This window comes from Enterobacter sp. HK-058-C-ECC, assembly GCF_047531125.1.
Taxonomy (GTDB): Bacteria; Pseudomonadota; Gammaproteobacteria; order Enterobacterales; family Enterobacteriaceae; genus Enterobacter; species Enterobacter quasiroggenkampii.
Map to the genome: position 1 here is coordinate 16,758 of NZ_JBLKCH010000021.1, position 14,050 is coordinate 30,807.

A 14,050-nucleotide genomic window follows, 5' to 3' on the forward strand; every position below is an offset into this window, starting at 1 on the left:
CCTAATAAAAAAGTACAGCTTTATTATTAATGCCCGGGCGCTGTGCGCCCGGGTCATCTCTTGCAGGTGCTATCAGGTAATGATGTGTTGCTGGTTAACGAGCTCGTCGTACGTGGTCTGAACGTTATCAAGCGTAACGAGTGCAGTATTAGTGTAGGTGGACCCTGCACCATCACGGTCGATGGAGATCACAGTGTTGCTACCGCTTTGTGTGACATGGATATAATTCCCCAACGAGGCGGTATTACCGTCCCAGCCCACCAGCAGATCGCCGATGTCGATCTTGTCCCCCTGCGCCAGCGAGAACCCGGTCCAGTGATCGCCTCCGGCGCTGCTGGTGTTACCCGCCGTGGCATTTCCCACCGTACTGTTCAGCACCTGGTAAATCAGCGTATCGCCGTAGGCTGTACCGGTGATGGCGTCGTTATGTTCCGAGCTGATGAACTGCGGCGCCATATTGATGGTCAGCGTGGCGGTATCCGTTCTTCCTGCAGAGTCGGTCAGGGTGTAGTTGAAGGTCTCCTTAGAGGTCATGGTTGAGAGCGATACCCCGCTGTTGAGGGTATAGGTGTAATGGCCGTCTGCGCCGATCGCCAGAATGCCGTAATGGCCAGTGATGTTCACCGTTGCGCTGCCGGTGTACGGATCCAGCGTGGTGGTCACGCCGTTGTAGCCGGTCACGCTCAGACGGGTATCCACCGAGTGGAGCTGATCCAGCACGCCGCCAGAGTCGGTGCCGTCAAAGATATTGCCGTTGACTGTGTGGCTGCCGGTGACGTCGAAATCACTCAGCGAATAGGTGGTGCCGTTCACGCTTGGCGTGATGGTGATGGTCCCGACGCTGAGCCCCGGGACGCTACCGGTAAAGTTCAGCGTATAGGTCCCGGCGTTCAGATCCAGCCCGGTTAGCGGGACGTCGATACTGCCGCCCAGCAGCGAGCCGCCGCTGAAGGAGCCGCTGCGGATCACGCCGTTGGCATCGCTAATCGTCCAGTTCACCGTCAGCCCGCCCAGCGCCAGCAGCGAGGCCACGCTAAAGTGCAGCGACGCGTTGTGCAGCGCGGTGTTCGGGTCGACCACGAAGGTTCCGCTGCCGCTGCCCTGGGTTGATGAGAACAGGGCCGTCGTCCAGCTGGCGACGCCCACGGTGGTATCTGAGTAGACCGACGTGTGGTGCACCGAGGTGAGGTCCATCGTGGCGCTGACATCGTTGACCGCATTCATTGCCTGCGCGGTTGGAGTGATGTTGAGCGATGCCGTATCCTTCGAGCCGTCAGGCGCGGTAACGGTGTAGACGAACGTATCCGGCGTGCTGATATGGTCCGCGCCCACGCCGCTCCTCAGGGTATAGGTGTACTGACCGGACGCATTGATGGTCAGCGTGCCGTATTCCCCCTGAATGGTGGTGGTGCCGCTGCTGTTGACCGCCACGCCGTTCACTTCGGTGACCAGCGTGCCCGCCGGAACCGGATCATTCGCCAGCACGTCGCCCGTGGTCGTTTCGCTGATGCTTGCCACGCTGTAGACATGATCCTGCAGGACGCTCAGCGTGTAACCCGTCAGTACAGCGATCCCGGACGCGGTATTCAGTAGGAACAGGTACTCCCCGGCAGGCAGGTTCAGCGTCAGCTGTGGTGACGTACCCCCCAGCAGCGGCGCGCGCAGCCAGCCCGACTCGACGCGGACCTGCTCGAAGGTCTGGGTCGCGTTGTTGAACTTATAGACGTACAGATCGAACACCGACGCCAGCGCCACGCCGCCCACGGAGGCCTGGATGGTCATGGTACGGGTCGTGCCTTCCTCCACGTTGTAGATGATCGGGTTGGTCATGTCGTCCAGCAGGTTAAGCCCCAGCGTGCTGCCGAGATTAATGCCCACCACGGTAAAGCCACCCTGAGACGAGGCGCCGTTATTAATCTCACTTACGGTGGTGTCAAAGGTCAGCGAGGCCGTATCGTCCACCGCCACAATGCCGTTGAGTACCGTACCGGCACCCAGAGACAGCACCAGGTTCGCCGACGCGCTGACGCCGTTATGGGTGATGGTGTAGGTGAAGCTCTCCGTCCGGCCAATGACCGCGGCGCTGGTGTCGGTCAGGTTGTAGGTGTAGCTGCCGTCGCGGTTGATGGTCAGCGTACCGTATTTGCCCTGGATCACCGTGCCGTCGGCGTTCACGCTGGTGGTCACGCCCTGCGCGTTAGTGACCGTGGAAATGGTGGTTCCGGCCGGGGCATTGTCGCTGCCGGCGGTTGGGTCCGTATCGAGGATCACGTTGCCGTTGAGGCTGGTATCGCCTGTGACCGTACCCGGACCGGTCTCTTTCACCGCCACGTCGAGGCTGGTGTAGGAACCGGTCGCCAGCAGGTTGGTGTTATAGCTGAGTACGCGGTAGTTGCCGTCGGCCAGCCCGGTCAGGTTCAGCGAGACGCCGGTAGCGCCGAGGGTCAGGAGATCGGCAAACTGCGGCTGGCCGGTATCCACCACGGTAGTCCAGACACCGTTGACGTAGTGCTGCACCACCAGCTCAAGGGTATTGAGCAGAGAGAGCACCGCCCCTGTGGCGTTGGCATTGACCACAATATCCGCGCTGCCGCCGTTGCCCACCGTGAAGTTCACCTGCGCGGTGTCATTGCCCAGCAGCGTCAGGACGTTGCCCACGGCGCCGACCAGCAGGAAGCCGTAGTCGCTGTACTGGCTGTTGGTCACGGTTGCCGTGGTGCTGAGGTTCAGCTCTTCAACGTTATTGCTGGCGGAGAGCGGCACCACCGGCGCAAGGGCAGAGCCCGGCAGGGAAGTGTTGCCCGCGGCGTCGGTAGCGGTGATCTGCAGCGTCTGGCCTTCGATCTGTTTGTTAATGAAGGTGTAGCTGTAGGTGCCGTTGCTGCCGGCAATGGCGGTCACCGTTGAACCGTCCGCAAGGCGGATTGTGACGGTACTGCCCGCCTCTGCGCTCCCGGTCAGGACGCTACCGTCGGCATTGAGGGTCCCGGTCGGCACCGTTGGGGCGGTCGTATCGACGATAATCGTCGTCACGCCTGATGCCACGCTGGTGTTGCCCGCCGCATCGGTAGCCGTGGCGGTGAAGTTATGCGTGCCCTGCGTCAGCGTGGTGGTTTGCGGCAGGGTCCAGTTGCCGTTGCCATCGGCGGTGACCGTACCCACCAGCGTGATGCCGTCGTAGATCCGAACCGTGGCATTCGCTTCGGCGGTTCCGCTCAGCGTTGGACGGGTGTCGTTAGTCGGGTTCGTACCGGTCACGGGGCCGGTGACGCTGCCGACATCATCAATGACCGAACTGATGACCGGCGCGGCTGGCGGGAGGGTATCGACGTTAATCACATCCCCGGCGGTGGGCGCGCTGGCGTTGCCCACCGCATCGGTGGCGGTAAAGGTCAACGTGTGCGCGCCGTTGCTCAGTGCCGGAGATGGCGTAAAGCTCCACGCGCCGCCGGTCGCCGTCACGCTGCCGATCTGGACCCCGTTATCAAAGATTTTCACCGTCGACCCCGCTTCTGCCGTACCGCTGAGGGTCGGCTGCGCGTCGTTGGTGAACCCGCCGTTTGCAACCGGCGTCGCCGCATTGCCCACGTCATCCAGAATACTGGTCAACACCGGCAGCGCAGGCGGCGTGGTATCGACGGTGAGGCTGAAGCTGGCCGACGACACGCTGGTGTTGCCTGCCGCATCCGTGGCCTGCGCGGTGAAGCTGTGCGGGCCACTCGCCAGCGCGGTGGTGAGCAAGATACTCCAGCTCCCGCTGCTGTCCGCGGTGCCCGTTCCGACCAGGGTGGTTCCCTCATAGATCTTCACGGTGGCAAACGGCTCGCTGGTTCCAACAAGCCGCGGTACGGTGTCGTCGGTCGTCTGCCCGGACGTGAGCGGTCCGGTGAGGCTGCCTACGTCGTCTATCGCCTGGCTGATAACCGGCGCGTTCGGTGCCGTGGTATCGACAATCAGGGTAAAGTTTGGCGACGCCGGGCTGACGTTGCCCGCTGCATCGGTGACCGTGGCGGTCCAGGTGTGGCTGCCGCTGGACAGCGGCGTTGACGGCGTAAAGCTCCAGTTGCCGCTGCCGTCCGCCAGCACGGTGCCGACCGGCTGCCCGTTCTCATACACGGTGACCGTGGCGTTGGCGCTGGCGGTGCCGTTCAGGGTCGGCGTGGTGTCGTCGGTGCTCTGCCCGGAGGAGAGCGGGGTTTGAATACTGCCCACGTTGTCACCCGCGGTCGAAATGACCGGTGCCGACGGCACGCCCGTATCCACCGTCAGGTTAAACGGTGCCGTTGTGGTGCCGGTGTTGCCTGCCGCATCGGTAGCGTTGAAGGTGATCGTATGGGACCCGTCGCCCAGATCGGTGCCCGGAGTGAAGGTCCAGTTGCCCTGGGCATTCACCACCGCCGTACCTATTTCGTTCCCGTCGACAATCACGTGCACTGTGGCACCGACGTCGCCCGTGCCGTTGAAGGTCGGACGCGCGTCGTTAGTGCTGTTGCCTGACGTGAGCGTCCCGGTGACCGGACCGACATCGTCAACCACGCTGGTGACTACCGGTACGCCAGGGGCTGCGGTATCCACGGTAAAGGCGAAGACCGATGAGTTAGCCGAGGCATTGCCTGCCGCATCCGTTGCATAGACGCGAAGGGCGTAGCTGCCGTCGCCCAGAGGCGTGGTTGGGGTAAAGGACCAGTTCCCGCTTCCGTCAACGGTTGTAGTACCAATCTGCGTCCCGTTGTTCATGATGTGAACAGTGCTGCCTGCCTGTCCGGTACCGCTAATTGTAGGGGTGTTGTCATTGGTCACCTGCCCGCTGGTGAGGTTACCCTGGACGCCGCCTGGGACGTTGTCATTTACCGTATCCAGCGTTGGAACCGTCGGTGCCGTCAGGTCAATCACCACGCTCCAGGGTGCGGAGACCGCGCTGAGGTTGCCCTGCGGGTCGGTCGCCTGGACGGTGAAGCTGTGCGAGCCTTCGCCGAGGGCGGTATCAGGGGTAAACGTCCATGCGCCGGTACTGTCAGCCGTCACTACGGCAATCTGCGTGCCGCCGTCGAAAAGGGTCACCACGCTGTTTGCGTCCGCTGTCCCCGAAAGGGTTGGCGTGGCGTCGTTGGTGAGACCACCGCTGACCACCGTGGTGGCGGCATTGCCCACATTATCCGTGACGTTGGTGATGACCGGCGTGGCGGAAACGGAATCCACCACGACGGTGAAGCCCGCCGAAGGACCGCTCTGGTTCCCCGCCGGATCGGTCTCGCGGATGGTCAGGACGTGATTGCCCTCTGCCAGGACAGGCGTGGTGTAGCTCCAGGTGCCGGTGATGCCGACCTCTGCGGTCCCCAGCAACACGCCGTTGTTGTAGATGGAGATAGTATCACCCACCGCACCGGTGCCGGTGAGGGTCGGCTGGTTGTCATTGGTGATCTGGCCGCTGGTCAGCGGGCCGGTGCCCGGACCAACGTCGTCAATCACGGCGCCGATGGTCGGCGTGCCCGGCGCGGTAAGGTCAACGGTGACGCTGGCCGCCGGAGAGCGACCGCTGGTCTGACCGTTGAGGGTCGCGGTCACCTCAAAGGTGTGCAGCCCTTCGCCAAGCGCGGCTGGCGTATAGCTCCAGTTGCCGCTGCCGTCGGCGGTGACCGTCGTCAATGGCGTCGCGCTACCGTCCTGATAGATGGTAATCAGGCTGCCCGCTTCGGCCGTACCGGTAAGCGTTGGGGTGGTGTCATTGGTGGTTTTGCCTTTCACATCGCCAGTGACCGGGTCGGTATCGTCGACGATCGCCGTAATAACCGGAACGTCAGGAAGATTCGGCAACGTACCGATGACGTTGTAGGTGGCTTCGGGGCCGGTACGTCCTGCGGCATCGGTGGCGCTCACGATCAGCGCCGCACCAGCCTGCGGGGTCGGGCTGATCGCGATGGAGAAGCTGCCGTCGCTGGCGGCAACGCCAGTACCGATGACGGTAGTACCGTTTTTCACTGTGACGGTGCTTCCCGCTTCTGCGGTGCCGGTCAGCGGCGTGCCTTCTGGCGCCAGGTTCAGGTTGAGGGGAATACCTGGGTCGACGGTATCAACCGTAACGTTAAGCGCCGCAGAACTGCCTGAGGTGTTACCGGCCGGGTCTCGGGCCGATACGGTGAAGGTATATGTTCCATCCGTCAGCGTGCTGTCGGCGGTCCAGGTCCAGGTGCCGTTCGGCTGGACCGTTACCGGTACTGCGGAGGGGGTGCCGTTCACGGAGACGATAACCGTGGATCCCGGTTCGCCGGTTCCGGTGAGCGTGGGTACACCATCGCGAGTGTAGAGGACAGCGTTGGTGAGCTGGCTGTCTGAGACGGCACTGATCTGCGGGATCCCTGGCGCAACGGTATCGAGCGTGACGGTAAAGACCGAACTCGGCGCGCTGACGTTGCCCGCTGTGTCCACGCCCGCCACGGTAATGTTCAGCGGGCCGTCCGTTTGCGCTGGAAGCGTCAGGCTCCATTCTCCGTTCACCACCGCGACACGGCCCAGCTCGACGCCGTTGTTGTAGACGATCACCGTCTCACCGTTAACGCCGGTTCCGCCCACTATCGGCGTGGTATCCGTGATGTAGCCCCCGTTCGGTTCACCGCCCACGGCGCTGATCGCTGGCGTAGCCGGTGCCACGGTATCCACGGTGATCGCGATCGCCGGGGAAGCGTCAGAGACGTTGCCCGCTTCATCGGTGGCGGTGGCGGTATAGACGTGGCTGCCCTCTGCAATATTACTGTCAGGGCGCCAGCTCCAGTTGCCGTTGCTGTCTACCGTGACGGTACCAACGATAGTTGGCGTGCCGCCGTTGACCGTGTCAGTGATGTTGATAACGTCGTTCGGCGTACCGGTGCCGCTCAGCACCGGGCGCGGATCGTTGGTGGTGCCGCCATCGGGAACGGGGCCAGTGATCTGGGTGACGCTGTCAGTAATGATCGGTGCCGAAGGCGTAGCCGGCGCCTCGGTATCAATGGTGATGGTGACCGGCTGCGACGGGGCGCTTTCGTTGCCCGTGCCGTCCACGTTGGTGACGGTCAGGGTGATGTCATAGGTGCCGCCAGCCAGGGGGGATGGCGGTGTCCAGGTCCAGTTGCCGGTATTGTCCACGACAGCGTCGCCGATTTTGACGCCGTTGTTGTAGATCGTCACGGTATCACCCGGATTGCCGGTACCGCTCAGGGTCGGCGTGGTGTCGCGGGTGATTTCGCCCGGGTTCAGCGGCGTTGCTGTGCCGTCAGGATTGACGGTAATGGCCGGGATATCCGGCGTGGCAGGCGCAACGGTATCCACCGTCAGTTCAAATGGCGTTGAGATGGTGGTATTGCCCGCGGCGTCCGTGGCGTGCACCGTCAGGGAATGCGGACCGTCGGTGAGCGGGGTCACGGGCGTGAAGCTCCAGCCGCCGCTGCCGTTGAGGATGGCGGTGCCAAGCAGAGTCGTGCCGTCATAGACGGTGATCACCGTGTCTGCAGGGGCGGTGCCCTGCAGCAGGGGGCGAGTGTCATCCGTGGTATCGCCGCTGTTGAGCGACCCCTGTACGCCGCCGACATCGTCGATCACGGTGGCGATGGTGGCCGCCGCTGGCGCAGTGATATCGACGTTCAGGGTGAAGTCGTCTGACGGCTGGCTGGTGTTACCCGCCGCGTCGGTGGCGATGACGCTAAAGGTATGAGGACCTTCGCCAAGCGGCGTGGTAAGGGTATAGGTCCAGGTGCCGCTGCCGTCGATCAGAATCGTAGTGAGATCGCCGCCATCCAGGCGAATAGTGACGGTTGAACCCGGTTCAGCCGTGCCGTTGAGCGTTGGCGTGGTGTCGTTGGTGCTGTCGTTAGGGTTGAGCGCGCCGAGGCGCTCCGGCACATCATCGAGCACCTGGGTAATGACCGGCGCCGCAGGCGCGACGCTGTCAACCGTCAGGGTCCAGGTGTTGGAGATGGGGCTGGGGTTGCCTGCCGCATCGGTTGCGACGGCGGTCAGGGCGTGGGGGCCTTCACCGATTGAGGAGGAAGGGGTAAAGCTCCATACGCCGAGGCCATTGGCAACGGTTGTACCAATTTCAACACCGTCCACGCGCAGGCTGATCGTCGCGTTTGCTTCAGCGGTACCGCTGAGCGTCGGGGTGGCGTCGTTGGTGGTCCCGTTCAAGTCGATCGCGCCGGCCTGCCCAGGGATATCGTTTGCAACCTGTAAAATCACCGGGGCGGTAGGCGCCGTCCCGTCAACGTTAATTGTCCACGCGTTTGATATCCCGCTCGGGTTACCGGCGGGATCCGTCGCCTTCGCGGTCAGCACCCAGGTGCCGTCGGTCAGCGGTGTGGACGGCGTAAAGCTCCACTGGCCGGAGGAGGGAACAACCACCGTACCGAGGGCATCGCTGCCGTTATAAATCGTGATGGTCGAGCCTGCCTCGCCCGTGCCGTTCAGGGTCGGCGCCCGGTCGTTGGTCAGCCCATTCTGGACCACGGGGCCGGTGGTGGCCAGCACGTCATCAATCACCGACAGGATGACTGGGGTCTGCGGCGGGGTAATGTCCGGTGCCGCCGCGGAGGTGGTTGGACTGGTGTTGCCCGCCGTGTCGGTGGCGTCAGCGGTCAGGATTTCGCCGTTGATCCTCGGCGGGCTCAGCGTCAGGCTGAAGTTCCCCTGGCTATCAACAACCACTGTGCCAAGAGTGAAATCGCCTTCACGGATGGTCACCGTGCTGCCTGCTTCTCCGATACCGCTGATGGTACCGCCATCATTTGACACCACGAGGTTTCCTGGGGCAGACGGCGGCGTGGTGTCCACGGTAAAGGTGATAGGTTCAGAGGCCGTACTCTGGTTTCCGGCGGCATCGGTTTCAGTGACGGTGATCGAATGCGTACCGTCCGGAAGCGGGCCCCCTGGGGTAACGCTCCAGGTACCGTTAGGCAGCACCGTCGTTGTGCCAATTGCCACACCGTTATCGTAAATAGTGATGGTTCCACCGGGCTCGCCCGTTCCCGCCAGAATCGGTTGCGAGGCATCGGTAGGCACGCCCGACGTGATTGTTCCTCGGATAATGCCCGTATCGTCGAGCAGCACAATCGCGGTGGGCGCTGTCGGAGGGGTAAGATCGACGGTGAGGGTGAATACCGGTGAGGCTGGTCCGGTGTTGCCGGCGGCGTCGGTTGCCCGTACGGTAATCTGGTGGGTGCTTTCATTCAGGTCGACGGACGGGGTGAATGTCCATGTGCCATTGCTGGCGACGACCGCGGTGCCAATGGCTATTCCGCCGTCATAAATCGTCACGGTGGAGCCCGCTTCGGCGGTGCCGGAGAGCTGCGGCCGCTGATCGTTGGTGCTGCCGCCGTTGGTCACCGTCCCCGTCTGAGGGGCGATATCGTCGATTACGCTGCCAATCGTTGGTGCATCGGGTGCGGTGAGATCCGGTGCGGTGACGCTTGAACCCTGGCTGGTATTCCCGGCGCTATCCGTTGCGGTGGCAGTTACCTGCTCGCCGTTGGTCAACGGTGTCCCGAGGGAGACGCTAAAGTTGCCGTCGCTGCCCGTTTTTCCTGTACCAATGACGTTGCCGTTCGCGTCTTTCAGCGTGATGGTGCTGCCGGGTTCGGCGGAACCGGTGACGGTTTTACCGTCTGAGGAGAACTTAAGGCCGGAAGGTGCGTTTGGTGCAGTCGTATCCGGATCGGCAGAATTGTTACTGCTGCCATTATCACCACCTCCTCCGCCAGTACTTGCTGCGGCCGCGATGCCGCCCGCAGCCGCAATACCGCCCAGAGCCCACGGCCAGATGGCGGCGCCACCGGCATCACTTCCTGATGCCGCAAGCAGCACGTCCGTGGACGCGATAGATTCGTACGTGGCGGCACCAGCCGGATCTTCAATCCACCATAACGCGCCGTTGCTGTCCTGCAGAACCAGCTGGCTCACGCCCTGCGCGTCCGCGACGTAGAAATTTTTAAGGGTGATCACCTCGCCGGAGTGCAGTGTCACCAGCAGGTCGTTACCACTTCGCGCGAAGTGGGAGACGCTCGCTCGCTCGACGTGAAGCTCAACGACAGAGGAATGGTTCAGCGTAACCTGTGTACCTTCCAGGGTCGTTTCTACGCCAGTAAGTTTTGAAATAACAGAGATTTGGCTCATTTTGTTATTACTCCAGCAGAAGTGTCATGAACGGCGAGCAAGACGAGCCATCTCTGCTGAAGGTAAAGGGCGCCCCCGGTGTAGTTGCTGTTATAAAACAGCTCTCACCGTAGAATTCAGCGCGCACGATGCCCGCCATGCGTCAGAGTGGCAACATCAGAGCGAATCTAATGACTTATGAAAAAACGTTTTAATGGGTGTTTTGTATTTTATAAAACCCTGTAATTAATAGAGGAATTGGTTTCTGGAATATAAAAATGATATAGACAGAAAATGCGTGTTGTGCAAATTCAGCTTTCGTAAATAAAGGCGCAAACAATGAAGGGGGCATTAATCTATTGATGTATTTTATAATTACATTTTTCTATCTTTTTGTTTTTGCATGTTTTTTATTTGTTATGATGGCGCGGCTATTTAACGTTTACGACCCGGTATGATAATTGGTAGGGATCATTTTAAATAACATTTTAAGCATTGTTGTTTAAGCGGGCTTAACGTGTGTTTAAGTTAGGGTAACGTTTTTGATGTAAGATATATTATGTCATCGAGGTAATGAAATATATTCTTGTACAGGGTTAAAACTCTGCTATCACGCGTAAGCAATAATAACGGGCAAGCAAAGAGAAAATAAGCTGATTTATTTTCTTTGGGACTGAGGCGCGGGCAGGACTTCAGGACAGTAAAAAAATTCACCGAAGAATGAATAAAAATCGTCAGCCGGACGTTTACTGACGTCACTCCCCACTTACCCTGGAGTTTTGTATGAACACGACCTCGTTTCGTTTGATCCCGGTGCTGATTTTTTCCCTGCTGTCTCCACTGGCGCTGGCCATGGGCAATAATAGTACCGAGAGCAAAACGCCCGACTGTCCTGCCGGACAGGTGTATGACAGCGCCACGCAGAAATGCGTGCCGGACAAGAGCAGCAGCCTCAGCGACCAGGACAAAACCAGCTACGCGTACCATCTCGCGAAGAAAGGGGAGTACCAGGCGGCGCTGAATCTGCTTGATTCGCTGAAAAATGGCAATACGGCTGAAGCGTGGAACTATCGCGGGTTCGCCACGCGCAAACTGGGCCGCACGGACGAAGGGATTGGTTACTACCAGCGTGCGCTGGCTATCGCGCCGGATTATGCCAAAGCCCGGGAGTATCTCGGTGAAGCATGGATGGTGAAAGGACGCCCGGACCTCGCGAAAGAACAGCTGAAGGTGATTGCCGGTATCTGTGGCCAGTCCTGCGAGGAGTACCGTGACCTGCAGGCCGCCATCAATGGACACCCGGAATCCTGATTTTCTCGTGGAGGGAAAACCCATCGCAACCCGTGAGGTTCGTCAACAGCTCGCCGCACTCCTGCCGCGCCTCTGGCGCTATGGGCTGGTGCTGTCGCGAAACAGGGATATCGCCGAAGAGCTGGTTCAGTCCACCTGCGTGCGTGCGCTTGAAAGAAGCAGCCAGTATATGCTTGGCACGCGCATCGACAGGTGGCTGTTCGCGATCCTGCACTCCATCTGGATCTCTGAGCTTCGGGCACGACATGTTCGACAGGGGCAGGGATTTTTTCCCAGCGACGAGCTGCTGGCGCCGGACACCCACGAACAGAATGAGACGCGCCTGCATTACCTTCAGATAATGCAGCGCGTTAACGCGCTGCCTGAAGCCCAGCGCAACGCGGTATTTTTGGTTTATGTCGAAGGCTTTACCTACCAGGAGGCGGCGGAGACCCTGGCGGTGCCGATCGGTACCGTGATGAGCCGGCTGGCGACGGCGCGGGCTCGGCTTGCCAGATCCGCTGACGCACTCCCTCCGGTAAAGGAGAAACGCTCTTGAACGCGCACCGTTTTACACCGCCCTATAACGACGACGCCATCGTGGCCTGGATAGATGGCGAGATGTGTCGCGCCGACGCGCAGCAGTTTGAAGAACAGTTAAAGTGTGACGAACGCCTCGCCGGGCGAACCGATGAACTGATGAAAAGCAGCCAGGATTACGCCGGGGCGTTTGCTGCCCTGCTGGATGACGCGCCTCTTGAGACGATGCAGGCGCGTCTTGCGGCACTTCCCGACCCGCAGTCCCCCACGCCGACTGGCGTCAGCCGACGGGCGCTGATCGCCGCCTCGGTCAGTTTCTTGCTGGTCGGCTCCGGGCTGGGCTACCTGCTGCGGCCTGCTGCTGCCCCAGAGGATGAGAATGCCCATATCCGCGACCTCGAAGCGCAATATATGTCCCTGTACAGCGTCGAGACGCTGCTGGATATGGACAGCGCAACGCCGGTTCTGCAGCGCGGGCTGGAACGGGCCGCGCAGGACATCGGCATGACGCTAAACCTGTCGCAGCTTACCCTGCAGGGGGCAGAGCTTAAAATGGTGCGCATGCTGCGCTATGAAACGACGTCTATCGCGCAGATTGCCTGGATCAACCCCGACTACGGCCCGATGGCCCTCTGTATTTCGCCTGTTGATGAGAAGGCGACGGCCTCGCTCCGTGAAGAACAACGGCACAGCATGAACCTGGCGTGGTGGCTGGAGGCGGGCTACCAGTTTGTCCTGATTGGCCGCAACCCGCCGTCCTATCTGCGGGAACACGCGGAGCAGCTACAGCGCCTGATCTCAGGGTGACGGCACCTTGTTCGTCTGAATCGCAATGGCGATGGCAATACGATCGTCCACGACCAGGGCAAACTTATCCATCCCATAGGACGCACGCGAGATCGCCGTGGTGGCGTCCAGCGTGGGGGCCTGCGCATGCGGGTCTTTCACCACGGCCTCCAGGATCACCGGCCGGGCCATGTTTCGTACGGTCAGGGTGCCGAACACCCTGAACCGTCCGGCGCCCTGGGCGACCACGCGAGAGCTGATGAACTCGATGGTCGGATAGTGCTCCGCATCAAAAAACATGTCGCTTTTTAATTGCCAGGTGAGCAGCTTGTTTGAGGCCACCAGGGTTGCCACAGGAATGGTGACGTGGATGTGGTCGTCAACGTCGTTATCCGGATTGAGCGTCACGGCACCCGTTACGCCGCTGAACGTTGCCCAGGAGAGGATGCCGCCGAAGGCATGCCACGAGAGCCGAATGGCGGTGTTATCGGTATCGATAAGGTAGCTTTTCGGGGCAGCATGCAGGGAAGGGCATAACAGCAGAACGGTCAGAAAGGCCAAAAGGCGATACATAGTGGTTTCTCCGATAAGTGCGCACTGCGTAAACGCCTGAGGTGCTAATTATATTCGAAGAAATAAAAAAGGCCGCAAGCGCGACCTTTTCGTGAGTATAACGACTTACTCAGTGACTTTCTTTTCCAGCTCGCTGGCACCCTCTTTGGTTTTGTTCCAGCCTTTCTCAGCGCCTTCTTTGGTGGCATCCCACCCTTTCTCGGTGCCTTCTTTGGTTTTATGCCAGGCTTTCTGGGAATCTTCGCTGACCTTGCTGCCCAGGCTCTCGCTCTTGCCTTCCGCAGCATGCTTCTGTTTCAGCTTCAGCTCTTCACCTTTGTTCTGCTCTTCGTGCAGTTTTTGCTTCGCCTCGTTGGCGTTTGCGTTCGCCGCCGCGACGGTATCGTCAGTTGCATGTGTGGTCGCAGCAAATACTGGGGAAGCCAGCAGAACGGCAGATAATGCGATAATTGTTTTTTTCATAATATCCTCATTTAACGTTATCGGTTATGAGCGTGATTCAGCATGGCACAGGCGAAACGGGATGGCTTTAGGAAAAAACTGTAATGAGATCAACATGCCCTGATGAGAGGTATTTCGCCTGAGGATTATCCAAAGGATAAAACGCCTATTTCCGCGAGGGCGGCGAGCGTCAGAAGAATGAATATGATGACGGTTATGGGTCTGTACATGGTGGAGTTCCTTCCGGGTTAAGCGGCTATTCCGTAGCGCTGGGTGGGGGTGTTTTTTTATTCTCCATAGGGGG

6 protein-coding genes are annotated in these 14,050 nt (G+C 60.3%); 3 read left to right on the plus strand and 3 right to left on the minus strand.

The window, feature by feature from the left end; translation table 11 throughout:
- Window positions 1-72 precede the first annotated feature (72 nt).
- The gene (locus ACMWJS_RS21995) at window positions 73-10,137 is read right to left on the minus strand and encodes a BapA/Bap/LapF family large adhesin (protein WP_414747577.1); all 10,065 of its coding nucleotides are present in this window, start codon (window positions 10,135-10,137) and stop codon (window positions 73-75) included.
- A gap of 762 nt (window positions 10,138-10,899) precedes the next feature.
- Between ACMWJS_RS21995 and ACMWJS_RS22000 the strand changes: the two genes are divergently transcribed.
- The 3 genes from ACMWJS_RS22000 to ACMWJS_RS22010 are packed head-to-tail and all read left to right on the plus strand — an operon-like array spanning window position 10,900 to window position 12,753.
- Window positions 10,900-11,427: a tetratricopeptide repeat protein gene (locus ACMWJS_RS22000; protein ID WP_229226502.1), complete on the plus strand. Its 528-nt coding sequence runs from the start codon at window positions 10,900-10,902 to the stop codon at window positions 11,425-11,427.
- Window positions 11,408-11,965 carry a sigma-70 family RNA polymerase sigma factor gene (locus ACMWJS_RS22005; protein ID WP_414747578.1) on the plus strand — a complete coding sequence of 186 codons (558 nt, stop codon included), beginning with the start codon at window positions 11,408-11,410 and terminating at the stop codon, window positions 11,963-11,965. Before ACMWJS_RS22000 ends, ACMWJS_RS22005 begins: the two co-directional genes overlap by 20 nt.
- On the plus strand, window positions 11,962-12,753 hold the full coding sequence (locus ACMWJS_RS22010) for an anti-sigma factor family protein (protein WP_414747579.1): 792 nt from the start codon (window positions 11,962-11,964) through the stop codon (window positions 12,751-12,753). Before ACMWJS_RS22005 ends, ACMWJS_RS22010 begins: the two co-directional genes overlap by 4 nt.
- Here the strand turns inward: ACMWJS_RS22010 and ACMWJS_RS22015 are convergent.
- Together ACMWJS_RS22015 and ACMWJS_RS22020 are read right to left on the minus strand one after the other, a co-directional pair.
- Complete coding sequence (locus tag ACMWJS_RS22015) at window positions 12,745-13,305, minus strand: YceI family protein (RefSeq protein WP_414747580.1); 561 nt, start codon at window positions 13,303-13,305, stop codon at window positions 12,745-12,747. The genes ACMWJS_RS22010 and ACMWJS_RS22015 overlap by 9 nt on opposite strands.
- 105 nt (window positions 13,306-13,410) lie before the next feature.
- Entirely contained in the window at window positions 13,411-13,767 is a 357-nt protein-coding gene (locus tag ACMWJS_RS22020; protein ID WP_023333137.1) for a hypothetical protein, read from the minus strand.
- Window positions 13,768-14,050 lie beyond the last annotated feature (283 nt).

Coding starts and splice junctions, on each gene's coding strand:
- ACMWJS_RS22005 (WP_414747578.1), top strand. CDS start 11,408: ATGGACACCCGGAATCCTGATTTTCTCGTGGAGGGAAAACCCATCGCA.
- ACMWJS_RS21995 (WP_414747577.1), bottom strand. CDS start 10,137: ATGAGCCAAATCTCTGTTATTTCAAAACTTACTGGCGTAGAAACGACC.
- ACMWJS_RS22015 (WP_414747580.1), bottom strand. CDS start 13,305: ATGTATCGCCTTTTGGCCTTTCTGACCGTTCTGCTGTTATGCCCTTCC.
- ACMWJS_RS22020 (WP_023333137.1), bottom strand. CDS start 13,767: ATGAAAAAAACAATTATCGCATTATCTGCCGTTCTGCTGGCTTCCCCA.
- ACMWJS_RS22000 (WP_229226502.1), top strand. CDS start 10,900: ATGAACACGACCTCGTTTCGTTTGATCCCGGTGCTGATTTTTTCCCTG.